This is a genomic window from Paractinoplanes bogorensis (genome assembly GCF_018829635.1).
In the GTDB taxonomy this organism is placed as follows: Bacteria; Actinomycetota; Actinomycetes; order Mycobacteriales; family Micromonosporaceae; genus Actinoplanes; species Actinoplanes bogorensis.
The window spans coordinates 409,886-433,779 of record NZ_JAHKKG010000001.1; the positions used below are offsets into that span (position 1 = coordinate 409,886).

Below are 23,894 nucleotides of genomic sequence, written 5' to 3' on the forward strand. Positions count from 1 at the left end.
GGCCATGACCACCGCTCCCGCGCGCCCGTGGCTGGACGACCAGCCGGTGCAGGGGCCGCCCGTGCCGCCCGAGTGGCTGGCCTATTACGCGCAGCAGCAGGCGAGCCGCGAGCCCGACCGGGTCACCCGCTGGGTGCAAAAGGTGTGGACGAGGTCGCCGATCTGGGCCGCCCCGCTGGCGCTGCTGGTCTGCATGGGCGGCGCCGTCGGCTACACGCTGGCCACCCATCCGGCCGAGGCGGGGGCCGGCGACGAGCCCACCTGCCTGCTGAAATACACCACCGGCTTCGTCTGCCCGGGCTGCGGCGGCACCCGCGCGGCGTGGTATCTGCTGCACGGCGATCTGCCCGCCGCGGCCCGCCACCACGCGATCTTCACGTTCGCCGTCCCGTTCCTGCTCTACCTCTACGTCGCGTGGGCCGCGAAGCGTCTCTTCAAGTGGAACCTGCCGCAGCTCAATCTCAGCCCGGCCGTCCTGATCACCTTTGTCGCTGTGTGGGGGGTCTGGAGTGTTGCGCGCAACCTGCCCTGGGCCCCGTTCACCGCGCTCTACGTCTGAGCGGGCCGTCCTATAGGTTGGTGGGTATGACGCACGACCCGCGACCCTTCGGACGGTTGCTGACCGCCATGGTCACCCCGTTCGCCCCGGACGGCTCCCTCGACGTCGAGGGCGCGGCGAAACTGGCCACCTACCTGGTCGACGAGCAGCGCAACGACGCGCTCGTCGTCAGCGGCACGACCGGTGAGTCACCGACCACCACCGACGCCGAGAAGGAGACCCTGCTCCGCGCCGTGGTCGACGCCGTGGGTGACCGGGCCAAGATCGTCGCGGGCGTGGGCACCAACAACACCGCACACACCATCGAGCTGGCGCACGCCGCCGAGAAGGCCGGCGCCCACGGTGTGCTGGTCGTGACGCCGTATTACAACAAGCCTCCGCAGGAGGGCGTGGCCCGGCATTTCCTCGCCGTGGCCGACGCGGTCGGCCTGCCGGTGATGATCTATGACATCCCGCACCGGGCCGGCACGGCGATCGCCACCGAGACGATGTGCCGCATCGCCGAGCACGAGCGGATCGTGGCCGTCAAGGACGCCAAGGGCGACCTGATCGCCAGCTCGTGGGTGCTCGGCCGCACCGATCTGGCCTACTACTCGGGCGACGACGCGGCCACCCTGCCGCTGCTTTCGATCGGCGGGGTCGGCCTGGTCGGCACCTCCACCCACTTCACCGGCGTCCTGGCCAAAGACATGATCGAGGCGTTCGAGCGCGGCGACAACGCCACCGCGCTGGCCCGGCACCGGCAGGCGATGCCGCTGTTCACCGGCATCTTCCGGGTCCCGGGCACCATGCTGGTCAAGGCGGGCCTCAACGCGCAGGGCCGTCCGGCCGGTCCGGTCCGTTCGCCGCTGGTCGACGCGACCGGTGCCGAGCTCGACCAGTTGCGCCGCGACGCGGCCGACGCCGGGATCGCCCTGTAGAGGGCACCGGCCTTAGACGCTGAAAGACAGCCGGCTCCACCGGACGAAAGGTAGCCGGCTCCATCCGACGAAAGACAGATAGAAGCGAATGAGTCAAGCGCACGCTGAGCTGGAACCGCCGCCGCCGCTGCCCGAGGGCGCCCTGCGCGTCATCCCCATGGGTGGGCTCGGCGCCATCGGCCGCAACATGACCGTCCTCGAGTTCGACGGGAAGCTGCTGGTCATCGACTGCGGCGTGCTCTTCCCCGACGTGGAGCAGCCGGGCGTCGACCTGATCCTGCCCGACTTCTCGCCGATCCTCGACCGGCTCGACGACGTGCAGGCCATCGTGCTCACGCACGGCCACGAGGACCACATCGGCGCGGTGCCCTACCTGCTGGCCCACAAGGCCGACATCCCGCTGGTCGGCTCCGAGTTCACGCTGGCCCTGGTCGAGGCCAAGCTGGCCGAGCGCCGCCTCGACCCCTACACGCTGACCGTCCGTGAGGGCGGCATCGAGCGGCTCGGACCGTTCGAGTGCGAGTTCTTCGCGGTCAACCACTCGATCCCGGACGCGCTGGCCGTCGGCGTGCGTACCCCGGCCGGTCTGGTGCTGCACACCGGCGACTTCAAGATGGACCAGGTGCCGCTGGACGGCCGCATCACCGACCTGGCCGGGTTCGCGCGGCTCGGCGCCGAGGGCGTCGACCTGCTGCTCTCCGACTCGACCAACGCCGAGGTGCCCGGCTTCGTGGCCCCCGAGCGGGACATCGGCCCGGTGCTGAGCTCGATCTTCGGCAAGGCCAAGGGCCGCATCATCGTGGCCAGCTTCGCCTCCCACGTGCACCGCGTGCAGCAGGTCATGGACGCGGCCTGGGAGTACGAGCGCAAGGTGGCCCTGATGGGCCGGTCGATGGTCCGCAACATGGGCATCGCCCGCGACCTGGGCCTGCTCAACATCCCCGACGGCCTGCTGGTCAGCGTGGACGAGGCGACCCGGATGCCGGGCGACGAGATCGTCTTCATGTCCACCGGGTCGCAGGGCGAGCCGATGAGCGCGCTCGGCCGGATGGCCAACGGCGACCACCGGCACATCACCATCGAGTCCGGCGACACAGTGGTGCTGGCCAGCTCGCTCGTGCCGGGCAACGAGACCTCGGTCTACCGGGTGATCAACCGCCTGTCCCGGGCCGGCGCCACGGTCGTGCACAAAGAGACGGCCAAGGTGCACGTCTCTGGTCACGCCCCGGCCGGCGAGCTGCGCTACCTGCTCAACGTGGTGCGCCCGAGCAACCTCATGCCGGTGCACGGCGAGTGGCGGCACCTGCGCGCCCACGCCCAGCTCGGCGTCGAGACCGGGGTCGCGCCCGACCGGGTCGTGCTCTGCGAGGACGGCGACGTCGTCGACCTGGTCGAGGGCCACGCCCGGCACGTCGGCCGGGTGCAGAACCGCTACGTCTACGTCGACGGCCTCGCGGTCGGTGACGTCAGCGAGTCGCTGCTGACCGAGCGGCGCATCCTGGGCGACGGCGGCTTCATCTCGGCCACGGTGGTGATCGACTCGGTGACCGGCAAGGTGGTCGGCGAGCCGAACATCTCGGCCAAGGGCTTCAGCGAAGACCCGGACGCCTTCAACCCGGTGATCCCGTTGCTGACCGCCGCTCTGCACCGCTCGGCCGAGGACGGTGTCACCGACACGCACCAGTTGCAGCAGGTCGTACGCCGTACGGTCGGCCGCTGGGTCAACGACGCGTACCGCCGTCGGCCCATGATCGTGCCCACCGTCGTAGAAGTCTGAGTCTGATTTAAACCTTTCGCTGTCTCGCCACGTACTTCTGGTCACGACGGTGCCGCCCCCACGGCGCCGGTGGCGACGGGAGTACCTCAGATGCAGCGCAGACGGATCGCCGTGGCGGCGGCGGTCGTGGTCGCGGCCGGAGCAGCGGTGGCTTTCACCCTGCCTTCGATGGCCGGGACCACGCCGTCGACCAAGGCCGCGAAGCCCACGGCGGGTGGCGCAGCGCCGCAGATTCTTGCGGCCATGCAACGCGACCTCGGCCTGGACGGCGATCAGGCGACGGCACGCTTGCAGCGGTCGAAGTGGGCCAGCGGCGTGAGCGCCAAGTTGTCCGCGCAGACGGGCACCGGCTTCGGTGGCGCCTGGCTGGCCAAGGACGGCACCACGCTCAAGATCGCGGTGACCGACCCGGACGCCGAGGCGGCGGTGCGCGCCGCCGGGGCCGAGCCGGTGCTGGTCAAGCGCAGTGAGCAGGCGCTCGACGCGGCCAAGGCCAAGCTCGACGCGGCCGCCGAGGACGGCGCCGGCATCACCGGGTGGTACGTCGACGTCGCGTCCAACAAGCTGGTCATCGTGGCCAAGCCGGGCGAGGTGGCGGCGGCGAAGTCGCTGGCCCGGTCGGCCGGCGTCAAGAGCGACTGGTTCTCGGTCGTCACCAGCGAAGCCAGCCCCAAGCCGCTGTTCGACGTGCGCGGCGCCGACCCCTACTTCATCGCGGTCGACGGCGGCACGGCCCGCTGCTCGATCGGCTTCTCGGTCGAGGGCGGCTTCGTGACGGCCGGCCACTGCGGCGGTGTCGGCACCACCACGACCGGCTTCAACCAGCAGGCCCAGGGCACCGTCCGCGCGTCGACCTTCCCGGGCGACGCCGACATGGGCTTCGTCGAGGTCAACGGCGACTGGACCCCGCGTCCGGTGGTCAACGACTTCGAGGGCAACGAGCTGCCGGTGGCCGGCAACACCGAGGCGCCGGTGGGCGCGGCGGTCTGCCGCTCCGGCTCCACGACCGGCACGTTCTGCGGCACGATCCTGGCCAAGAACCAGACCGTGGTCTACCCCGAGGGTGCGGTCACCGGCCTGACACGCACCAACGTCTGCGCCGAGGGCGGCGACTCCGGTGGCCCGTGGCTCAGCGGCGACCAGGCCCAGGGCATGACCTCGGGCGGTTCCGGCGACTGCACGGTCGGCGGCGAGACGTTCTTCCAGCCGATCAACGAGATCCTCGCGGCCGAGAACCTGACGCTGGTGACCTCCGGCGGCGGCCAGAACGCCGGTGGCGCGGGCGAGGCGGCTCCGCCCGCCGAGTCGGCCACCGCGTGCGGTGACCAGGCTGTGCAGCGCCAGGGCAACCTGGCCCGGGCCCGCACCGCGCAGGCCCAGCCCGAGGGTGGCGCGTTCCGGTCCAACGCCGGCACCCAGACCGCATGCCTGAGCGCCTCCGACGGAGCCGACTTCGACCTCGTCCTGCAGCGGCTCACCCGCAGCGGTTTCCGCACGGTCGCCACCGCCACCGGCAACGGTGACAAGGAGCTGACCTTTGCGGGCCGCGCCGGCACCTACCGGTACGTCGTCGTTGCTTCCTCCGGCACCGGCACGTACACCCTGGGGTTCAGCACCCCGTGACGCGCCGGGCCACCAAACCTGCCTAGGTGGCGAAAGCGCATCGGATGCCCGGGAGGCCGTACGGTCTCCCGGGCATCTGCACGTCAGGAGGCCTGGCGCAGCTCGGCGATCTCGTTGGCCAGCTGCACACTGGTGGCGATCGCGGCCAGCAGCACCTGGTCGAGCTGCTCGGGGGTGACGCCCTTCTCCCAGTCGGCGATCACCTCGCCGACCACGAGCACCGTGCCGTCGTCGTTGACGTGCACATATGCCTTGGGGAAGAGCTGGTCGTGGTTCCACGAGTTGCAGAACTCGTAGAGCCGGGGAACCTCGTCGATCGCGAACAGGTGCTGCACCATCGCCCGGACCTGCAGCACCTCCTGCTGCTGCCCGATCCGGAAGAAATAGATCAGGTTGCCCTGAAAGTTCCCCCCGATGTCGCCCTCGGCATCCTCGAAGTACTTGAAGTCGCGCGCGTCGAGCGCGTCCGTGATCATCTGCTTGGTGAATGCCTGCACAGGTCGACCCTACGTCGGTGCGCCTCCCTTATTCATGAGCGTCGCGGCGATACGGTGTGACCATGGCGGGCCGTACTCCTCCGGCGAGCCGGGGCCGCGCCGCGTCCAACTCGCGCGGCTCCGCGACCAGTCGTGCCCGCCAACCGGCCGCACGACAGCCGGCTCGTAAGGCGACCAAGTCGCGTCCGGCCGCCCGGCGCCCGTCGGCGTCCCGCGCCCGGCCCAGCATGGGCTCGGCCGTCGCCACCGGCGTCGGTCGTGGCCTGGGCGCCCTCTGGATGGGCCTGGCCCACAGCGTCGGCTGGGCCGCCCGCGGCGTCGGCCGGCAGGCGGCCACGGCCAAGGAGATCGACCCCGAGCACCGCCGCGACGGCGCCGGCCTGCTCATGCTGGGCCTGGCCATCCTGGTCGGGGTCGCGGTCTGGGCCGACAGCGCGGGCCCGGTCGGCCAGTGGCTGGCCGACTCCACCCACCTGTTCTTCGGCGGCCTCGCGGTCCTGCTCCCGCTGCTGCTCCTCTACGGCGCGGTCCGGCTCATGCGCAAGCCGGCCGACCCCGAGCACCGGGGTCGTTCCGTGGTCGGCTGGACGGCCCTGGTCGTCGCCACCGCCGCCCTGCTGCACATCAGCGAGCGGCCCACCGACGACGTCGGCATCACCAACGCGGGTGGTCTGCTCGGCTACGGCTTCGGCGCGCTGCTCGAACGGGCGGTGACGGCCTGGGTCGCCGTACCGCTGCTGGTGCTGCTGTTCGTGTTCGGCCTGCTGGTGATCACCGCCACCCCGATCAACAAGATCCCCGAGCGGGTGATGCTGCTGATCGACGTGCTGATGGGCCGCTCGACCGACCGGGCCCCGCTGCCGACGCCGGAACTGCCCGACGACTACGACCCCGACGACGGTGGCGACGACCAGGAGGAGCCGGCCACCAAGCGCCGCCCGTCCCGGCGCCGTCAGGGCTCGCTGGCCGACATCGGCTTGGCGGAGCCCGACCCGGTGGCCGAGGACGACGACTTCCTCGTGCACGACACGGTCGTGGTGCCCAAGCAGCCGGCCGCGCGCAAGAAGCCGGCGCCGCCCCCGGAGCACTCGGAGCCGCTGCCCACCCGGGCCGAGCAGCTCGAGATCAGCGCGGTGCCGGGCGACTACCGGCTGCCGCCGCCCACCCTGCTCGGCAAGGGCGCCCCGCCGAAGTCGCGCAGCCGGGCCAACGACGAGATCATGGCCGCCCTGACCGGCGTGTTCGAGCAGTTCAACGTCGACGCCATGGTCACCGGCTTCACCCGCGGGCCGACGGTCACCCGCTACGAGGTCGAGATCGGCCCGGGCACCAAGGTCGAGCGGATCACGCAGCTGTCGCGCAACATCGCGTACGCGGTGAAGTCGCCCGATGTGCGTATCCTGAGCCCGATCCCGGGTAAGAGCGCGGTCGGCGTCGAGATCCCCAACACCGACCCGGAAAACGTGTCGTTGGGCGACGTGTTGCGCTCCCGCGCGTCGACCGCCGATCACCACCCGATGCTGGTCGCGCTGGGCAAGGACATCGAGGGCGGCTTCGTGGTGGCCAACCTGGCCAAGATGCCGCACATCCTGATCGCGGGCGCGACCGGTGCCGGCAAGAGCTCGTGCCTCAACTCGCTGCTGGTGTCGCTGCTGACCCGGGCCACCCCGGACGAGGTGCGCCTGCTCCTGGTCGACCCCAAGCGCGTGGAGATGACCGCCTACGAGGGAATCCCGCACCTGGTCACGCCCATCATCACCAACCCGAAGAAGGCGGCCGACGCCCTCGAGTGGGTCGTGCGCGAGATGGACATGCGCTACGACGACCTCGCGGCCAACGGCGTCCGGCACATCGACGACTTCAACCGCAAGGTGCGCAGCGGTGAGATCGTGGCGCCGCCCGGCAGCGAGCGCGTGATGAAGCCGTACCCCTATCTGCTGGTGATCATCGACGAGCTGGCCGACCTGATGATGGTCGCCCCGCGCGACGTCGAGGACTCGGTCGTCCGGATCACCCAGCTGGCCCGGGCCGCGGGCATCCACCTGGTGCTGGCCACCCAGCGCCCGTCGGTCGACGTGGTGACCGGCCTGATCAAGGCGAACGTGCCGTCCCGCCTGGCCTTCGCGACCTCCTCGCTGGCCGACAGCCGGGTCATCCTCGACCAGCCGGGAGCCGAGAAGCTGCTCGGCCGGGGTGACGGTCTCTTCCTCCCGATGGGTGCCTCCAAGCCCGTACGCATCCAGGGCGCCTGGGTCGAGGAGAAGGAGATCGCGTCGGTCGTCAAGTTCTGCAAGGACCAGCGCGAGCCGGAGTTCCGCGAGGACGTCACCGAGGCCCCGGCCAGCAAGAAGAAGCAGATCGACGAGGAGATCGGCGACGACCTCGAGGTGCTGATCCAGGCCATCGAGCTGGTGGTCACGAGTCAGTTCGGCTCGACGTCGATGCTCCAGCGCAAGCTGCGGGTCGGCTTCGCCAAGGCGGGCCGCCTGATGGACCTGATGGAGACCCGCGGCATCGTCGGCCCGTCCGAGGGCTCCAAGGCCCGCGACGTGCTGATCAAGCCGGACGAGCTGGAAGAGGCTCTGGCCTCGCTTCGATTGGACTGAGCCTCTGGTCGCCGCTCCGCGGCTCCGGGATTTCGCCCCTACAGGCCGATGACTTGGGCGCCGAAAACGGCCTCGCTTCGCTAGCCGTTTTCGGCGCCCAAGTCATCGACGGGCGAAATCCGACTCTGGTCGCGGTTCGACCATGTCGAGAATCGCTGCGATCTCTTTCTCGATCTTTACTTCCCGTTCCTCTTCCCCCGGCCGGCGGAAGGCGTCCCGCATCAGGTGGACCAGCACCACGATCAGGGCGGCCAGCATCAGCAGGGCGGCGATCGTGGGCAGCACCGGGACGACGCGGCCGAACAGGTAGGGCTGGTAGGACAGCAGCGACGACGCCTGGACGAGCAGCGGGACGTACCAGAGGCGCGGGACGAAGACGGCCAGCACGAGCATCGTCACGTCGGCCAGGAAGAAGTAGCGCTCGTGCATGCCGGGCAGCAGGAACGGCACCAGGATGGCGAACAGGGCGGCCACCACGACGATGCGCTCGGTGGTCAGCTCGACCGCCTTCGCGATCAGCACGTAGATGACGCCGATGACCACGGCCGCGCAGAAGAGGTAGCCCAGCATCCGCAGGCTGTCCTCCCGGGTGCTGCCGGTGACCAGGGCGAACACGTTCGGGGCGCGCAGGCTCAGCTCGGGCACGTTGACCGCCTGACGATTCATCGAATAGATCGTCAGCAGCTCGACCGGGTTGCGGCCGACCAGGATCGCCGGGAGGTCGAGGGCCAGGTAGGCGGCGGGGGCGGCCAGGAGCGTACGCCAGGGAATGCGGCCGGCCAGGGCGAGCAGCAGCAGGAGCGGGAAGATGAACACGCCCTGCGGCTTGATCGCGAGCGCGACGCCGCACAGGGCCACCCCGACCCAGGGCCGGCCGCGCAGCAGGTAGTAGACGGCGCCCAGGGCGGGCGCGGCCCACATCGCGTCCATCTGGCCCCACCACGACGCGTTGAGCACCACCGTCGGCAACATCACCACGACCAGCGCCGCGGCCGCCGGGATGCGGCTGTACGGATGACGCAGGGCGACGATGCGGTAGGTGAAGAAGGCCAGCGCCACGTCGAACAGGACGAACAGCGCCTTGATCTTGAAGAGCAGCGGGCCGGGCACCAGGTGCAGGAACGCCAGCAGATAGACGAACGGCGCGTTGTAGTTGCCGACGTCGGCGCCGAGCGCCCGCCAGTCACCCACCGAGCCGAGCTGGTGGTACCACTTGAAGAAGATCCGCATGTCGGTCGTCTTCTCGTGGAAACCGGCCCAGCGGACCAGGATCGCGATGACGACGAGGGCCGCGATGAGCAGCCACTCCGCGTGCCGGGCGGGCTTGGGTGAAGTCTGCATGGTGACCTGGGGTACGGGCCGGACACCCGATCGGATCAGTGCGCGGGTGAACCGGGGGTGGAAGGCGGCTAACCTTGTCGGGTGTCGGTAACTCCTTCTCCCCGCCGTGTCGCCCTTCTCACCCTCGGCTGCGCCCGTAACGAGGTCGACTCCGAGGAGCTCGCGGCCCGCCTCGACCAGGGCGGCTGGCAGGTCAGCACGGACGCCGAGGGCGCCGACGTGGTGGTCGTCAACACCTGCGGTTTCGTGGAAAAGGCGAAGCAGGACTCGATCGAGACGCTGCTCGCCGCGGCCGACACCGGCGCCAAGGTGGTCGCGGCCGGGTGCATGGCCGAGCGCTACGGCAAAGAGCTGGCCGACAGTCTGCCCGAGGCCGCCGCCGTGGTCAGCTTCGACGACTACACCGACATCGCGGCCCGGCTCGACGGGGTGCTGGCGGGCGAGACGTTCGACGCACACACCCCGCGCGACCGCCGCGAGCTGCTGCCGATCACGCCGGTGCAGCGCCAGTCGGCCAAGGTCGTGATCCCCGGGCACGCCACGGTCGACGAGCACACCCCGGCCCACCTGCGCCCGGTGCTGCGGCGCCGGCTCGACAACGCGCCGGTCGCGAGCCTCAAGCTGGCCAGCGGGTGCGACCGCAAGTGCGCGTTCTGCGCGATCCCGTCCTTCCGCGGTGCCTTCGTCTCGCGTGATCCGCAGGAGCTGCTGGCCGAGGCCGAGTGGCTGGCCCGGTCGGGCGTGCGCGAGCTGGTGCTGGTGAGCGAGAACAGCACTTCGTACGGGAAAGATCTGGGTGACCCGCGCCTGCTCGAGAAGCTGCTGCCGCAGCTGGCCGCGGTCGACGGCATCGTCCGCGTGCGCGCCAGCTATCTGCAGCCCGCCGAGACCCGCCCCGGCCTGGTCGAGGCGATCGCCGGCACGCCGGGCGTGGCGCCCTACTTCGACCTCTCCTTCCAGCACTCGAGCGAGCCCCTGCTGCGCCGGATGCGGCGTTTCGGCTCGACCGACCGCTTCCTCGACCTGCTCGACTCGGCCCGCGCGCTCGCCCCCGCGGCCGGCGCGCGCAGCAACTTCATCGTCGGCTTCCCGGGCGAGACCAAGGCCGACGTCGACGAGCTGGTGCGCTTCCTGTCCGAGGCCCGGCTCGACGCGATCGGCGTCTTCGACTACAGCGACGAAGACGGCACCGAGGCGGCCGGGCTCGACAAGAAGGTCAAGGAAGACACCATCAAGCGCCGGTACGACCGGATCGTCACGCTGGCCGACGAGCTCTGCAACCAGCGGGCCGAGGAACGGCTCGGCTCGATCGTCGAGGTGCTCGTCGACTCGGTCTCGCCGGAGGCCGAGGTGGAAGGGCGCGCCGAACACCAGGCGCCCGAGGTCGACGGCTCCACCACGCTCGTCGCGGGTGACGAGGGTGTCGACCTGGCCGCCCTGCGTCCCGGCGACTTCGTCCGCGCCCGGGTCACCGCGACCGAGGGCGTCGACCTGATCGCCGTGCCGGTCGAGATGATCTCCGCGGCGCCGGTGTCCGCGCGGTGACCGAAGAGCCGGCCCCGGTGGCCGCTCCGCGGACGGTCTCGCCCTACAACGCGGCGAACATCCTGACCGTCGTACGGATCGTCCTGGTCCCGGTGTTCCTCGCCCTGGTGGTCTCGTCGCAGCTCACCGGCACCGGCCCGCGCATCCTGACCTGCCTGGTGTTCTGCGTGGCGTCGGCGACCGACTTCGTCGACGGCTGGATCGCCCGGCGCTGGTCGATGGTCACGTCGTTCGGCAAGGTGGCCGACCCGATCGCCGACAAGGCGCTCACCGGCACGGCACTGGTGCTGCTCTCGGTCTACGACCGCCTGCCCTGGTGGGTGACGGGGCTGATCCTGTTCCGCGAGTGGGGCATCACCGCGCTGCGGTTCTGGGTGATCCGCTACGGCATCATCCCGGCCAGTCGCGGCGGCAAGCTCAAGACCGTGCTGCAGATCGCCGCCATCGCCTGGTACCTGTGGCCGGTGCCCGAGCCGTTCGACATCGTCGGCCCGTGGCTCATGGGTGCGGCCACGGTGGTGACGGTGGTGACCGGTGTGGACTATGTGATCGCGGCTTTGCGCCTGCGGCGCGATGCCCGGCGAACGGCCACCCCGGACGCCTAGACTTTCGGCGTGGGAGTGGAGATCGCGGCCCAGGTGGCCGTACGCCGGCTCAAGGAACGCCAAGAGACCTTCGCCACCGCCGAGTCGCTGACCGGCGGGCTGGTGGCCGCGACCGTGGTGGACATCGAGGGCGTGAGCGCTGTCTATCGGGGTGGCTTCGTCGTCTATGCCACCGACCTGAAGCACTCCCTGACCGGAGTGCCGCAGCAGCTGCTGGCCGAGCGGGGTCCGGTCGACCCCGACGTGGCCAAGGCGCTGGCCGAGGGTGCCCGGCAGAGATGCGGTGCCGACTGGGGCGTGGCGACGACCGGGGTGGCCGGGCCCGACGCGCAGGGCGGCAAGCCGGTCGGCCGCGTCTATGTCGCCGCGGCCGGTCCGACCGGGGCCCAGGTGCGCGAGCTGACACTCGAAGGGGACCGGGCGGCCATCCGCGCCGAAAGTGTGACGAGGGTGCTACTGCTGCTCGCGGACTGCCTGAAGGAGGCCCCGGCCCGCGTCTGAGCTGGGGAATGTCTGATCGATCGACGAGGTTACCCATTCGCGCCGCTGCCGGGCGGCCCCGGAATTCGGCGGGGCGGGATGTCGGCTTGGCCGGCAGCGGGTACGGTTGCGGGAAGCCTCCGGCGTGTGCCGGCGGCCCCGCCGCAGGAGGAGGTGCCATGGTCCTGCTACGCCGGGTCATCGGCGACGCACTAAGGGCGCGCCGGCAGGGGCAGCACCGCACGCTGCGCGAGGTGTCCACCGCCGCGAATGTCAGCCTGGGTTACCTGTCCGAGATCGAGCGCGGTCAGAAGGAAGCGTCCAGCGAGCTGCTCGCCGCCATCTGTGACGCGCTCGGCGCACGGCTCTCCGAGTTGCTCAGCGAGGTCAGCGACACGCTGTCCCTGGCCGAGGACATGGACGGCGTGCTGGTGCCGGTCGACGACAAGAAGAGCGTCTCGACCGACGGGAACGTCTCCGTCTCGGTCCGGCAGGATTCGCCGCTCAAGGCGACCCTGCGCGCGACCAGAAAACCACAACGCGACGTCGTCTACGCCGCCTGAGAATTGTTGTGACCAGGCCGGGCCCGCTCCCCACGAGCGAGTCCGGCCTGATTTCTCTCCACCACCTGTAAAGATCCTGTGCACTACTCCGGGACGCTCCCTCGGGATCGACCCCGACCGGGATGAGCGCGTAGCCTCGAACCGTGGGGGAGACCCTGAGATCCCCCGGAGGTCACGTGACGTCGGTGGCGTCGAGCTGACACGATGGCAGTTACACCGGGCCGAAACACACCTGGTGACCCGCCATCGCGACAGCTCCTCGATCTGCGTCGGTGGCGGAACCGACTGAGTGACATTGAGGGGATACCGCGAGATGGCGAACCCGTTCGTCAAGGGCTGGCGTTACATGATGGCGCTCTTCGGCGCGAAGATCGATGAGTACGCCGATCCGAAGGTCCAGATTCAGCAGGCCATCGAGGACGCACAGCGGCAGCACCAGGCCCTCGTGCAGCAGGCGGCGGCGGTGATCGGCAACCAGCGTCAGCTGGAGATGAAGCTGTCCCGCCAGATGTCCGAGGTCGAGAAGCTGCAGGGCATGGCGCGGCAGGCGCTCGTCCTGGCCGACCGGGCCCGGGCCGGCGGCGACGAGTCCGAGGCGCAGAAGTACGAGTCGACCGCGCAGACGCTGGCGACCCAGCTGGTCTCGGGCGAGCAGTCGATGGAAGACCTCAAGACCCTGCACGACCAGGCGCTCTCGGCCGCGGGCCAGGCCCGCAAGGCGGTCGAGAACAACGCGATGGTGCTCCAGCAGCGGATCGGCGAGCGTTCGCGCCTGCTGAGCCAGCTCGAGCAGGCCAAGATGCAGGAGACCGTGGCCAAGTCGCTCGAGTCGATGTCGTCGCTGGCCGCGCCGGGCAACACGCCGTCGCTGGACGAGGTGCGCGACAAGATCGAGCGCCGCTACGCCGACGCCATGGGCCGGGCCGAGCTGGCTTCCAACTCGGTTGAGGGCCGCATGCTCGAGGTGCAGAAGTCCAGCCTCGACATGGCCGGCAACTCCCGGCTCGAGCAGATCCGGGCCAGCATGGCCGGTGACAAGCTCGGCGCGGCGCCGGCGCAGCCCGCGGTCGAGTCGGCCGGTCCGGCCTCCGACCCGGCCAGCGTGGCCCGGCTCGACGAGATCCGGGCCAGCATGAATCAGAAGCGCGGCGACACGACCGCCGCCGGCTGAGTAGTCCCAGGGGAGGGCGACGGTGGACGAGCGGACCAGATACTTCCGGCGGCTCAAGCGGCTGCGCAGTTCGGCGCGACGCTGGAGTGTGCTGGGAGGCGGACTGACCGCGGCCACCGCCGTCCTCACGCCCTATGCGGGCATCGGCTGGGGCGACGCGATCTGGGCCGGCGCCGCCGGTGCCTCGGTCGCCCTGGCCTGGTGGCGGCACAGCGACCATCGCGAGCTGGCCGCCACGCCCGCCCCACCCGAGCCGCCGCCGATGATCCCGGGGGCCAAGCTCACCGCGGCCCTCGAGCGTTTCCCGGCCGGGCGCACGGTGATGAACGAGATGCGCCGGCAGAAGAACCGCTACGCGCTCCGCGGCTCGGCGATCACCCAGGCCTGGGACAGGCTCGACCGCGCGTCGGCCACCCTGACCGCCCTGGCCGGCCGGCTCAGCGGGCCGGGCGAGGGCGCTCTGCTCGAGGCCGCGGTCGCCGAGGAATGGCTGCGCGATCTCGGCCAGCGGGTGGCCAGCGTCGAGCGGGCCCTGCCGCTGACCCCGCCCGAGCAGCGTGCGGCGCTGGTCGATTCGCACGGGTCGCTGGCCGCGCAGTTCACCGAGGGCGTGGAGGCGTACGAGCGTCTCGTCGCGGCCGCCGCCAGCTACGTCGCCGAAGACGGTCACCCGGTCGTCGACGGGCCGCACCCCGCGTTCGGCAGCCTGGTCGACGCGACCGATCGGCTGCGTGGACTGGCCGAGGGCCTCTCCGAGCTCAAGCGCACGCCGACCACTGTTTTCAAGCAGGCCTCGGCTGACAGCGCGCACACCAATATGTGATCCGTTCGCCCTTCTCGTCCTTCTGGATCGGGCCGGCGCACCGACGGCACGGCTTCGCGCGGCGACCGTACACATAGCTCGTCTCGCCGCGCCGCAGTGAGCCCGTGGTGGTCTGCGTCCAGCGTCCGCGGTTCGAGGCGACCAGCTTCTGCGCCAGCGTGACCGTGCCCAGCAGGTCGGCTACCTGCGACACCGGCGTCCACGGCCACAGTCCACGCAGGAACAGGGTCTCGGCCTTGTAGAGGTTTCCCACGCCGGCCAGGTTGCGCTGGTCGAGCAGGGCCTCGGCGATGGTGGTGCCGGGGTGCGCGGCGATCCGGCGCGCGGCCTCCTCGGCGTCCCAGTCGGCGCCCAGCAGGTCGGGGCCGAGATGCCCGACGTGCTGCTCCTCGTCGGCGGTCGGATAGAGCGCCAGCTCGTGCAGGTGATAGCCGACGGCGACCGACCGCGCGGTGCGCAGCACGACGCGGATCAGGTGGACCGGGCGGGCGGTCCAGCGTTCCCCGGGGGCGTAGGCGCGCCAGGCACCCTCCATCCGCAGATGCGAGTGCAGGGTGAGCGGCTGCTCGTCGTCGCGGGTCAGGCGCAGGAGCAGGTGCTTGCCGCGGCTGGCTGACTCGGCGACGGTCCAGCCGCTCAGGTCGGTGGTGGCCAGCTGCGGCACGCGGAAGTCGGAGCCGGTGAGCAGGTCGCCCTGCAGCGCCTTCTCCAGCACGCGTGCGGTGTTCCAGACGGTGTCGCCCTCAGGCATTGTTCAATTGTTCCCGGTTTCGGCGCCACGATGCGCGCTGATGCTCGTGTTGTCCGCGTTCGCCCTCGCCACGCTCAGCAGGGCGGGTAGGTCCGCCTCGTCGTCGGCCGTGTCGGGGAACGCGGCCGGCGGGATCAGCTCGGCCAGGCCCGCGGCGCGGATCGGGTCGGCGCCGTCGAGGTCGAGTCCGCGGCGGGCGGCGGCTCGGCGCACCGACACGAGGAGCCGGGCCGCTTCGTCGACGCGTCCGGTGAGGGCCATCGCGTACGCCCCGGTGTGCAGGCAGGCGAGCACGTTGCCGACGTCGTCCTCAGAATCAAAAAGAGCCAGAGCTTCCCGTACGACGGTAAGCGCCTCCCCGGGCCGCGCCGGTGTGGCCGCCTCGGTGGGCGTTTCTTGTGGCCGGGCCGGTGTGGCTGCCTCGGAGGGCGGCGCTTCTTGTTGCCGGGCCGGTGTGGCTGCCTCGGAAGGCGGCGCTTCCTGTGGCCGCGCCGGTGACGCTGTGAGCAAGGCGCGAGCCAGCAGCAGGCCGGACATCGCGGCCGTCCAGCCCTGGCGCAGCGCGGTCGCCTCGGCCCCGGCCCGGGCCAGCACGCGCCGTCCCTCGTCGACCTCACCCGAGCCGGCCAGCGCGGCGCCCAGGGACATCGTGGCCGCGGGCAGGATCCACTCCTCACCGATCGCCGTGGACATCGCCATCGAGCGGCGGGCCGGGGCCACCGCCCGGGGGAAGTCGCCGCGGAACGACCAGTAGAGCGACTCGTAGTAGGCGCCCTGCGCGGCCAGGATCTCGCCGTCGTGGTCGGGGTGGTCGCCGAGGATCTCGAAGCCGGCGTAGAGCTCGTCGGGCGCCAACGGGTCGCCGGACATGTAGCGCAGCATGCATGCGCTCAGGTGCGCCCGCGCGCGATCGGTCGGCGGCGCGTCGGGGGCAGCGGCGAGCGCGGCGTGCAGCAGGGGCAGCCCGTCGGCGACCAGTCCGCCGCGGAACCAGAACCACTCCAGCAGACCGGCCGTACGCAATGCCGTCGCCGGGTGCTGTTCCAGGTCGTGGCGGATGGCGGTCCGCAGGTTGGGCAGTTCCCGGTTGAGCACCCGGATCGAGTGGGCCGACCGGTCACCGCGCAGCAGCGGGGCGTGGTGCTCGACCAGAATGCGGACCCAGGCCGCATGCTGCTCCCGGCTTCCCGCGGGGTCGGGGTCGCGTTGCCGGCAGTAGGCCCGCACGATCTCGAGCAGGCGGTAACGGGTCGGGGTCACGGTGGTGTCGGCGACCACGACCGAGCGCGCCACCAGGGCCGACAGGGCATCGAGGTCGTCTTCGACGGCCGAGAGCGGAAAGCCACCTTCGTACGGCCACAGGCGCAGCAGCATGGCGCGGTCGGACGCGCCGAGCAGGTCGACGCTCCAGGCCACCGCGGCCTCCAGCGTCTCGTGCGGAGCGAGCGCGCCGCGCGGCACCGGGCCCAGCGCCGGGAACCGGTCGTGCAGCATGTCGAGCAACTCGGCCAGGCTCAGCACGCGCGCCCGGGCGGCGGCCAGCTCGAGCGCGAGCGGAATGCCGTCGAGCGCCTCGGCCAGCCTGGTCAGCGTCGCGGACTCGGCCGGGGCGGGGCGCCAGCCGGGGCGTACGGCGGAAATCCGGTCGGTCAGCAGCGCGATCGCGTCGGCCGTGGGCAGCGGCGTGACCGGCAGGAGCCGTTCGCCGTCGACGGCCAGCGATTCGCGGCTGGTGGCCAGCACCCGCAGGCCGGGGCAGCGGGTAAGCAGTTCGAGGGCGAGATCGGCGACCGCGGCGACGACATGCTCGCAGTTGTCGAGCAGCAGCAGCCCCGGCCGCTCGCCCAGCGCGGTGGCGATCGCGGTGGTCGTCGCCCCGCGCACCCCGATCGCGGCGGCCACGGCGGCCGGCACCAGCGCCGCCTCCCGCACGTCGGCCAGCCGGACGAACCACGGGCCGAGCGAAGCGGCGTGCTCGATCGCGAGCCGCGTCTTGCCCGCGCCGCCCGGACCGACCAGCGTCACCAGGCGGGCGTGGGCGGTCAGCTCGGCCAGCGCGGCGAGCTCACCGGCCCGGCCGAAGAAGTGCGAGAGCGGCCGTACGGCGGGAGCGGGCCGGGACGGCAGCAACAGTCCCGGGTCTTGGGCCAGCAGCCGGCCCTCCAGCTCCTGCAAAGCCGGACCGGGGTCGATGCCGAGGTCGTCGGCGAGCCGGCTCCGCACCCGGCGCAGCGCGGCCAGCGCCTCGGCCTGCCGGCCGCCGCGGTAGAGGGCCGTGATCAGCAGCTCCCAGCGCCGCTCGCGGTAGGGCTCGGCCCGCACGGCCGCCTCCAGCTCGCCGGCCGCACCGGGGGCGTCGCCGGTGGCGAGCCGGGCCGCCAGACGTTCCTCCTCGGCCACCGCCCGTAGTTCGGCCAGCGCGGTGCGGGCGTACGTGTCGGGAAGGTCGGCATAGGCCTCACCCCGCCACCGGGCCAGAGCCGTCTCGAACCGCCGGAGAGCCTCGCCCGGCCGCTCGTCGCCCAGCAGTTCCCGCCCGCGGCGCACGTCGGCCGCGAACCGGGCCGCGTCGGTGTCGTCGACGACCAGCCGGTAACCCTCACCGGCCCGGATCAGCGCCGACCGGCCCAGCGTGCGGCGCAGCCGGGACACGTACGCCTGCAGGGAATTGCCGGGGTTGGCGGGTGGGCCGGTGCCCCAGACGGCCTCGGCCAGCGCGTCCTCGGCGACCGGCCGGCCCTCGGCGGCGAGCAGCGCGGTGACGAGCCGGCGCGGCAGCGGGCCACCGAGGTCGGCGACGGCTCCGTCCACCTCGACCTCGGTCGGTCCCAGCACCCGGCCGATCAGCACGGGTCAGAGCATAGAAGTGCAGGCCGCTTGCAGGCAGTCTGCAAGGCGACCCTGCGACCTTGGCCGCATGACTTCAGCCGGCATTCTGGAACGTACCGACACCTGGGACATGATCGTCGTTCACCGCGTCTTCCGCCGCGAGTTCCGCATCCTGCCCGCCCTGGTCCGCGCGGTGACGCCGGGCGACACGGACCGGGCCGAGGTGCTCGGTCAGCATCTGGCCAACATCGCGCTCGGGCTGCACCACCATCACTCGGCCGAGGACGAGCTGGTCTGGCCGCTGCTGCTCGAGCGGGCCGCGATGCACGCCGGGCTGATCCACCGGATGGAGGCGCAGCACGAGCGCCTGCACGAGCCGCTGGCCCGCATCGACGAGATCCTGCCGCGCTGGCGGTCCCGGGCGTCGGCGGCCGACCGTGACGAGCTGGCCGACGTGATCGCCCAGGCCGCCGTGGCCCTGGACGAGCACCTGGCCGACGAGGAACGCGAGATCCTGCCGCTGATCGAGGAACACCTCACCCCGGCCGAGTGGAAGGCGGTCGGCGACCGGGGCAAGGAGGTCATTCCGAAGGGGAAGATGGCGCTGGTCTTCCTGGGCGCGATCCTCGAGGAGGCCACGCCGGACGAGCAGCGGCGCTTCCTGGGTGAGCTGCCGCGGCCGGCCCGGTTGTTGTGGCGCCTTCTGGGGGAACGGACCTACGCGACGTCGCGCGACCGGATCCGCAGCGCCGCCTAGCGTCCCTGGATCTTGACGATGTCGCCCGGCTGGACCGAGAGGACGACGACGGCGCGGCCGTTGTTGACGGCGATCGCGACGTGGCCGGCCGAGTCTTCGAAGACCAGCAGGTCACCCTTTCCGACGTCGGCGAACGTGCTGCCGCGGCGGGCGCTGACGCTGGCGTTGATCATGAGTTCGGTGCCCAGACCGCTCAGCATGTCGCCCCCGGCGGCCAGCTGCACGTTGCCGAACCGGTCGACCGTCAGCACCTCGGCCTCGATCCAGCCGTCGCCGAGTGTGACGACCGGGTCGGGGAGGCGTACGAGGGAATCGGGGTTGATCTCGGGCCCTTCGATCTTGTCGCCGAGGGCCAGCCGGGCCGCCGCCGGAGCGAACACGTCGCGGCCGTGGAACGTGCTCGAGACGGTGCCGTCGGTGCGGATCTCGTGCGCCGCCTGGATGCCGCCCAGCGCCTCGGCGGCCCAGATCAGCAGGCCGTTGTCGGGACCGACGAGCAGACCGCCGGGCGTGGTGAGCACCACGCCGCGCCGGGACGTGCCGACGCCGGGATCGACCACGGCGACGTGCACGCTCGGCGGGAGGTGCGGCGCCGTCTGCGCCAGCACCGCCGCACCGCGGGCCACATCGGCCGGCGGAACGTGGTGGGTGACGTCGATGACGCGCACCTGCGGCGCGATGCGGGCGATCGACCCGTGGCACGCCGCGACGAAACCGTCGAACGTGCCGTAGTCGGTCGTGAAGCTGATCCATGAATACCCGGCCATGGTGAGAAACGTTACTGCCTTGCTACGGATCGTGTGTGGCAGGTTCCACAGGGCGCGCCGAGCGTGATCTGGCAGGGTTGGGCCATGCGTCTCGTGATCTTCACCGAGCCCCAGCAAGGGGCAAGCCACGACGATCTGCGCCAGGTCGCGCAGACCGCCGAGGCCAGCGGATACGACGGCTTCTTCCGCTCCGACCATTACGTGACGATGGGCGGCGACGGCCTGCCCGGGCCCAGCGACGCCTGGCTGACCCTGGCCGCGCTGGCCGTGCAGACCTCGCGCATCCGGCTCGGCACGCTCGTCACCTCGGCCACCTTCCGGCTGCCGGGTCCGCTGGCCGTCGCGGTCGCCCAGGCCGACCAGATGAGTGGTGGCCGGATCGAGTTCGGGCTCGGTGGGGGCTGGTTCGAGGCCGAGCACACCGCGTACGGCATCCCGTTCCCGCCGCTCGGCGAGCGCTTCGACCGGCTCGAGGAGCAGCTCGAGATCATCACCGGGCTGTGGGAAACCCCGGTCGGCTCGACCTACGACTTCCAGGGCAAGTACTACCAGCTCAACGACTCGCCCGCGCTGCCCAAGCCGGCCCAGTCGCCGCGCCCGCCGGTGATCGTCGGCGGCCACGGCAAGAAGCGGACCCCGGCGCTGGCCGCCCGCTTCGCCGACGAGTTCAACGTCCCGTTCTCCAAGGTCGCCGACGTGGCGCCGATGTTCGAGCGGGTGCGGGCGGCCTCGGCGGCCATCGGGCGGACGTCGCTCCCGACGTTCTCGGCGGCGGCGGTTCTGTGCGTCGGGCGCGACGATGCCGAGGTGCGCCGGCGGGCGGCCGCGATCGGGCGCGAGGTCGACGAGATGCGCGAGAACGGCGGAATCGTCGGTACTCCGGCCGAAGCGGTCGAGATCATCAAGGCGTACCGGGAAGCTGGTGCCTCTCGCCTGTTCCTGCAGGTCCTCGACCTGAGCGACCTCGACCACATCGAGCTGGTCGCCTCTTCCGTGGCACCCCAGCTTTAGAACCTCGCTCGGTTGGCCTCGGCCCAGGCTCGGAACGTCGCGGGTCTGCGGCCGAGGATCCGCTCGACGTCACCGGTGACGACGGCGTTGCCACCCTCGCGGACCAGGCGGGCGCCCTCTGCTTCGGAAGGGGTGTCGACGGCGGTGGCCTTCACGCCGAGAATTTCGCCGAGCACGGCCACCTGCTCGGGCACGGTGATCAGCTCGGGACCGGTCAGCGTGTAGGTCTGTCCATCATGGGCATCGCTGGTCAGGGCGGCGGCGGCCACCGCGGCGACATCGGCCGGATCGACGACACCCTGCCGGCCGTCGCCCCAGAAGTTCGGGATCGGCCGCCCTTCTCGCAGGTCGTCGGCCCAGGCCAGCGAGTTCGAGGCGAACGTGGTCGGCCGCAGGATCGTCCACGACCGCCCACTCGCCCGCACGGCCGCTTCGCCGGGCTGATGCCAAGATCCCAACTGCGTTTCCCGTACGGGGTGGTCAGGCGTCCCGATTGCCGACAACTTCACGATTCGCTTGATACCCAGCCCGATCGCGGCCCGGATATTGGCCAGATCGTGCTCGGGAATCTCCGGTCCCGGCGGAGCGACCAGATAGATCGCGTCGGCCGGCTCGATGCCGGTGCTGATCGTGAGGCCGGCCCGGGCCCGCATCCGAGCCGGGTCGCGGGTGACCGCGGTGACCTCGTGACCGCCGGACAGAAGCGCGTCGACGAGGGCGGAACCAGTGGTGCCGGTGGCACCGAGAACCAGAATCATGCCGTCCACAGTCGTCGGCCCTGCGTCGTGGGTATTGGAAGTTTCGGCACTGTCCGGCCGTGGTCGTCCCCGGCTAGCGTGGTTTCGTGCCCGCCCTTGCCGTCCCCGAGATCGTGTCGCCCCCGCAGGCGGGCTCCACGGTCGTGCAGATTCCTGACGTCGCGACGGCGCTGGCCTTCCGCACCACCGACGCCGGGCGCAGCGACCTGTTCGTGGTCGGCCCCCGCACGCGCGGCCGCTACCACCCGACCCGGGGCGTTCCGGTCTGCGTACGCCTGCGCCTGCGGCCCGGGGTGGCGCGCGCCCTGTTCGGGCTGCCAGTGTCAGCGCTGGTCGACCGGACCGTGCGGCTGACCGACCTGTGGGGTGCGGCCGGAGCCCGCCTGACGGACACCGTGTCCGACGCCGCGCCCGACACCGACCTGATCGTCAGCCTCCTGAGCGACGCGCTGGCCGCACGCCTGGCCTCGCCTGTCTCCTCGGCCGGCGCCTTCCCTGCCTCGCCCGGCGCCTTCCCGGCCTCCGCCGGCGTCTTCCCGGCCGGTTCACCCGGCGGCTTTCCGGACGGCTCGCCCGGCTCGGAAACCGGCCTGCTGGCCGCTGCGGTACGTCTACTCCCGACGGCGTCCCGATTGTCCGACGCCGCCGCCGAACTCGGGGTGAGCGAACGGCATCTCCGCAACCTCTTCGCCCGCGAGACCGGCCTGTCCCCGAAACACTTCGCCCGCATCACCCGACTGCGCCGCGTCCTCGACCAGGCCGGCACCCGCCAGTGGTCCGCCGTGGCCGGCGACACCGGCTTCTTCGACCAGGCCCACATGATCAGCGATTTCCGCGCTTTCATGGGCGTCACGCCGGCCGCCTACACCGCGGGCAATCTGCCGAAACCCACCCCGTGCGCCGACCTGACCCGACTCCGACCCGCAGCCTGAACCGGCCACGCTTCTCCGCTGTCGCGCCGGGTCAGCCACGCGGCTTCGCGGCCGGCCGCTGTTGGCCCCTGCGGTCCGGCCCGGCGTGGTCGCGGCTTGGTCTGCCGGGCATGAGCGGGTCCCCTCATCTCTCCCGGCCCGGCATGGTCGCGGCTTGGTCCGCCGCGTGTTGGCGGGTCGGGCGCTCCCTCCTCGTCGAGCACCCGCAGCACGTCCGCTTCATCTTTCCCGGCTCGGCGTGGTCGTGGCCTGGTCCGCTGGGTGTGGGCGGGTCGCCTCATCTTTCCCGGCCCGGCGTGGACGCGGCCTGGTCCGCCGGGCATGTGCGGGTCCCCTATCCTTCGGAACGCAGGTGTCTGCGCATCGGGGAGGTGCGGTGGCGAGATCGCGGCTGTATGTCGCACGGGACGAACGCGCCACGATCGTCTCGCGGGAACGCCTGCGGGTCTCCGGGTCGCGTGTCGTCCGCCGCCCGTGGAGCACCCTGGTCGAGACGACCGCGCCGAGCGTGGCCGACCTGAAGGAAGGCGCCTCGCCGCACGGCACGATGCTGGTCGTCCTGCCGCCGCTGGCCGTCTGCGCCGTGGTCAGCACCTTCGGCACGCTCGAGCTGGGTCTCGCCTCGGGCGGCGCGGTCTTCTTCGGCATCGCCTACGTCGAACCGGCCCTGCGCCGCCGGATCGCCCGCAAGGGCATGAAGCCGGCGCCCGCCGCCGCGCTCACCCTGCGGAGCGAGAACGAGCGTGAGGCTTTCGCGCGGGCCGTGTCCCTGGCCGATTCGATCAGCCGGACCTGGCCCCAGCTGGGCGACCTGATCGACGTCCCGGAGGCCGAGTCGATGCTGGCCGAGGCTCTGTGGGAGATCGCCGCCGTGCTGGCCCGCCACCAGCAGCTGACGGCCGTGCTGGCCGACCTGAGCCGCCCCGACTTCGTAGCCCAGTCCCCGAGCGACGAGACCGCGCTCGAGCTGCGCACCCAACGCCAGGCCACCGAACGAGCCCTGGCCACCCTCGAACTCGACCTGGCCCGCCGCGACTCCGGCTTGCGGCGGGCCTTGCAGGCGGGCCGCGAGTTCATCCGCGAACAGCAGATGCGCGAGGCCATCCGAGCCGCCCGCGAGTCCCTGGGCACCGACCAGCCCGCCGTCACGAACGAGACCCCGTCCGACGCCGCCGCCGAACTGGCCGACCACACCCGCACGGTCCTCGACGCTTACCGCGAACTGACCGACGGCCTGCACCCCGACCCACCCCAACCGTAGCCACCCCACATTCGCCCGCCGCAGCCAGCTGCCGGCTCGACCGCCCGCCGTCGACCGCTGATCTGGTCACCAGCCGTCGGCACGACCTACCGTCCCTGGCTTCGCCCGTGTCCTCAAGCGCGCACCCGTGCCCCCAAGCACGGACCTGTGTCCCTGAGCACAGACCCGTGCCCTAAGCACGGACCCGTGCCCCACGCGCGCACCCGTGCCCCCTAGCGCGGACCTGTGCCCCAAGCACGGACCTGTGTCCTCAAGCGCGCACCCGTGCCCCAAGCACGGACCTGTGTCCCCGAGCACAGACCCGTGCCCTAAGCACGG

At 71.5% G+C, this 23,894-nt stretch carries 21 protein-coding genes; 15 read left to right on the forward strand and 6 right to left on the reverse strand.

Annotated elements, in window-relative coordinates:
* The first annotated feature begins 4 nt into the window (after window positions 1–4).
* From KOI35_RS01985 to KOI35_RS02000, 4 genes are all read left to right on the forward strand, one after another.
* The gene (locus tag KOI35_RS01985) at window positions 5–559 is read left to right on the forward strand and encodes a DUF2752 domain-containing protein (RefSeq protein WP_215784242.1); all 555 of its coding nucleotides are present in this window, start codon (window positions 5–7) and stop codon (window positions 557–559) included.
* A gap of 26 nt (window positions 560–585) precedes the next feature.
* Window positions 586–1,479 (forward strand): 4-hydroxy-tetrahydrodipicolinate synthase, encoded by an 894-nt coding sequence (dapA, locus tag KOI35_RS01990; RefSeq protein WP_215784243.1) that lies wholly within the window; start codon window positions 586–588, stop codon window positions 1,477–1,479.
* Between the two features lie 88 nt (window positions 1,480–1,567).
* The gene (locus tag KOI35_RS01995; RefSeq protein ID WP_215784244.1) at window positions 1,568–3,256 is read left to right on the forward strand and encodes a ribonuclease J; all 1,689 of its coding nucleotides are present in this window, start codon (window positions 1,568–1,570) and stop codon (window positions 3,254–3,256) included.
* Between the two features lie 90 nt (window positions 3,257–3,346).
* On the forward strand, window positions 3,347–4,879 hold the full coding sequence (locus KOI35_RS02000; RefSeq protein WP_215784245.1) for a S1 family peptidase: 1,533 nt from the start codon (window positions 3,347–3,349) through the stop codon (window positions 4,877–4,879).
* Between the two features lie 83 nt (window positions 4,880–4,962).
* Here KOI35_RS02000 and KOI35_RS02005 read toward each other — a convergent pair whose 3' ends face one another.
* Window positions 4,963–5,376, reverse strand: a complete 414-nt coding sequence (locus KOI35_RS02005; protein WP_308120739.1) for a YbjN domain-containing protein — start codon at window positions 5,374–5,376, stop codon at window positions 4,963–4,965.
* Between the two features lie 62 nt (window positions 5,377–5,438).
* Between KOI35_RS02005 and KOI35_RS02010 the strand changes: the two genes are divergently transcribed.
* Window positions 5,439–7,982, forward strand: a complete 2,544-nt coding sequence (locus KOI35_RS02010) for an FtsK/SpoIIIE family DNA translocase (protein WP_215784246.1) — start codon at window positions 5,439–5,441, stop codon at window positions 7,980–7,982.
* Window positions 7,983–8,084: 102 nt separating this feature from the next.
* Here KOI35_RS02010 and KOI35_RS02015 read toward each other — a convergent pair whose 3' ends face one another.
* Entirely contained in the window at window positions 8,085–9,323 is a 1,239-nt protein-coding gene (locus KOI35_RS02015; protein WP_215784247.1) for a glycosyltransferase 87 family protein, read from the reverse strand.
* An 81-nt stretch (window positions 9,324–9,404) separates the two neighbouring features.
* Between KOI35_RS02015 and rimO the strand changes: the two genes are divergently transcribed.
* The 6 genes from rimO (at window position 9,405) to pspM (ending at window position 14,510) form a co-directional block, all read left to right on the forward strand.
* The gene (rimO, locus tag KOI35_RS02020) at window positions 9,405–10,868 is read left to right on the forward strand and encodes a 30S ribosomal protein S12 methylthiotransferase RimO (RefSeq protein WP_215784248.1); all 1,464 of its coding nucleotides are present in this window, start codon (window positions 9,405–9,407) and stop codon (window positions 10,866–10,868) included.
* Entirely contained in the window at window positions 10,865–11,473 is a 609-nt protein-coding gene (gene pgsA / locus KOI35_RS02025) for a CDP-diacylglycerol--glycerol-3-phosphate 3-phosphatidyltransferase (protein ID WP_215784249.1), read from the forward strand. Before rimO ends, pgsA begins: the two co-directional genes overlap by 4 nt.
* A 9-nt stretch (window positions 11,474–11,482) precedes the next feature.
* Complete coding sequence (locus KOI35_RS02030) at window positions 11,483–11,974, forward strand: CinA family protein (protein ID WP_215784250.1); 492 nt, start codon at window positions 11,483–11,485, stop codon at window positions 11,972–11,974.
* Between the two features lie 158 nt (window positions 11,975–12,132).
* Window positions 12,133–12,516 carry a helix-turn-helix domain-containing protein gene (locus KOI35_RS02035; RefSeq protein ID WP_215784251.1) on the forward strand — a complete coding sequence of 128 codons (384 nt, stop codon included), beginning with the start codon at window positions 12,133–12,135 and terminating at the stop codon, window positions 12,514–12,516.
* Window positions 12,517–12,829: 313 nt separating this feature from the next.
* Complete coding sequence (locus KOI35_RS02040) at window positions 12,830–13,687, forward strand: PspA/IM30 family protein (protein ID WP_215784252.1); 858 nt, start codon at window positions 12,830–12,832, stop codon at window positions 13,685–13,687.
* 22 nt (window positions 13,688–13,709) lie between these two features.
* Window positions 13,710–14,510 carry a phage shock envelope stress response protein PspM gene (gene pspM / locus KOI35_RS02045; RefSeq protein ID WP_215784253.1) on the forward strand — a complete coding sequence of 267 codons (801 nt, stop codon included), beginning with the start codon at window positions 13,710–13,712 and terminating at the stop codon, window positions 14,508–14,510.
* Here pspM and KOI35_RS02050 read toward each other — a convergent pair.
* Both KOI35_RS02050 and KOI35_RS02055 read right to left on the reverse strand, forming a co-directional pair.
* Window positions 14,470–15,261, reverse strand: a complete 792-nt coding sequence (locus KOI35_RS02050; RefSeq protein ID WP_215784254.1) for a DNA-formamidopyrimidine glycosylase family protein — start codon at window positions 15,259–15,261, stop codon at window positions 14,470–14,472. The genes pspM and KOI35_RS02050 overlap by 41 nt on opposite strands.
* A gap of 3 nt (window positions 15,262–15,264) precedes the next feature.
* Entirely contained in the window at window positions 15,265–18,111 is a 2,847-nt protein-coding gene (locus tag KOI35_RS02055) for an ATP-binding protein (RefSeq protein ID WP_215784255.1), read from the reverse strand.
* Window positions 18,112–18,178: 67 nt separating this feature from the next.
* Here KOI35_RS02055 and KOI35_RS02060 point away from each other — a divergent pair, with 67 nt between their 5' ends.
* The gene (locus tag KOI35_RS02060; RefSeq protein WP_215784256.1) at window positions 18,179–18,847 is read left to right on the forward strand and encodes a hemerythrin domain-containing protein; all 669 of its coding nucleotides are present in this window, start codon (window positions 18,179–18,181) and stop codon (window positions 18,845–18,847) included.
* On the opposite strand, the gene KOI35_RS02065 is transcribed toward KOI35_RS02060, so the two are convergent.
* Window positions 18,844–19,614: an SAM hydrolase/SAM-dependent halogenase family protein gene (locus tag KOI35_RS02065; RefSeq protein WP_215784257.1), complete on the reverse strand. Its 771-nt coding sequence runs from the start codon at window positions 19,612–19,614 to the stop codon at window positions 18,844–18,846. The two genes, KOI35_RS02060 and KOI35_RS02065, sit on opposite strands and share 4 nt — an antisense overlap.
* Window positions 19,615–19,698: 84 nt before the next feature.
* Here KOI35_RS02065 and KOI35_RS02070 point away from each other — a divergent pair, with 84 nt between their 5' ends.
* Window positions 19,699–20,625 (forward strand): LLM class F420-dependent oxidoreductase, encoded by a 927-nt coding sequence (locus KOI35_RS02070; RefSeq protein WP_215784258.1) that lies wholly within the window; start codon window positions 19,699–19,701, stop codon window positions 20,623–20,625.
* Here KOI35_RS02070 and KOI35_RS02075 read toward each other — a convergent pair.
* Window positions 20,622–21,383 carry an SDR family oxidoreductase gene (locus KOI35_RS02075; RefSeq protein WP_215784259.1) on the reverse strand — a complete coding sequence of 254 codons (762 nt, stop codon included), beginning with the start codon at window positions 21,381–21,383 and terminating at the stop codon, window positions 20,622–20,624. The genes KOI35_RS02070 and KOI35_RS02075 overlap by 4 nt on opposite strands.
* A gap of 86 nt (window positions 21,384–21,469) precedes the next feature.
* Between KOI35_RS02075 and KOI35_RS48715 the strand changes: the two genes are divergently transcribed.
* Complete coding sequence (locus KOI35_RS48715; RefSeq protein ID WP_215784260.1) at window positions 21,470–22,315, forward strand: helix-turn-helix domain-containing protein; 846 nt, start codon at window positions 21,470–21,472, stop codon at window positions 22,313–22,315.
* 376 nt (window positions 22,316–22,691) lie between these two features.
* A complete protein-coding gene (locus KOI35_RS02085) occupies window positions 22,692–23,576 on the forward strand; it encodes a hypothetical protein (protein WP_215784261.1) in 885 nt (294 codons plus the stop codon).
* Window positions 23,577–23,894 lie beyond the last annotated feature (318 nt).

Coding starts and splice junctions, on each gene's coding strand:
- KOI35_RS01985 (WP_215784242.1), top strand. CDS start 5: ATGACCACCGCTCCCGCGCGCCCGTGGCTGGACGACCAGCCGGTGCAG.
- dapA (WP_215784243.1), top strand. CDS start 586: ATGACGCACGACCCGCGACCCTTCGGACGGTTGCTGACCGCCATGGTC.
- KOI35_RS01995 (WP_215784244.1), top strand. CDS start 1,568: ATGAGTCAAGCGCACGCTGAGCTGGAACCGCCGCCGCCGCTGCCCGAG.
- KOI35_RS02000 (WP_215784245.1), top strand. CDS start 3,347: ATGCAGCGCAGACGGATCGCCGTGGCGGCGGCGGTCGTGGTCGCGGCC.
- KOI35_RS02010 (WP_215784246.1), top strand. CDS start 5,439: ATGGCGGGCCGTACTCCTCCGGCGAGCCGGGGCCGCGCCGCGTCCAAC.
- KOI35_RS02015 (WP_215784247.1), bottom strand. CDS start 9,323: ATGCAGACTTCACCCAAGCCCGCCCGGCACGCGGAGTGGCTGCTCATC.
- KOI35_RS02035 (WP_215784251.1), top strand. CDS start 12,133: ATGGTCCTGCTACGCCGGGTCATCGGCGACGCACTAAGGGCGCGCCGG.
- KOI35_RS02040 (WP_215784252.1), top strand. CDS start 12,830: ATGGCGAACCCGTTCGTCAAGGGCTGGCGTTACATGATGGCGCTCTTC.
- KOI35_RS02050 (WP_215784254.1), bottom strand. CDS start 15,261: ATGCCTGAGGGCGACACCGTCTGGAACACCGCACGCGTGCTGGAGAAG.
- KOI35_RS02060 (WP_215784256.1), top strand. CDS start 18,179: ATGACTTCAGCCGGCATTCTGGAACGTACCGACACCTGGGACATGATC.
- KOI35_RS02065 (WP_215784257.1), bottom strand. CDS start 19,614: ATGGCCGGGTATTCATGGATCAGCTTCACGACCGACTACGGCACGTTC.
- KOI35_RS02070 (WP_215784258.1), top strand. CDS start 19,699: ATGCGTCTCGTGATCTTCACCGAGCCCCAGCAAGGGGCAAGCCACGAC.
- KOI35_RS02075 (WP_215784259.1), bottom strand. CDS start 21,383: ATGATTCTGGTTCTCGGTGCCACCGGCACCACTGGTTCCGCCCTCGTC.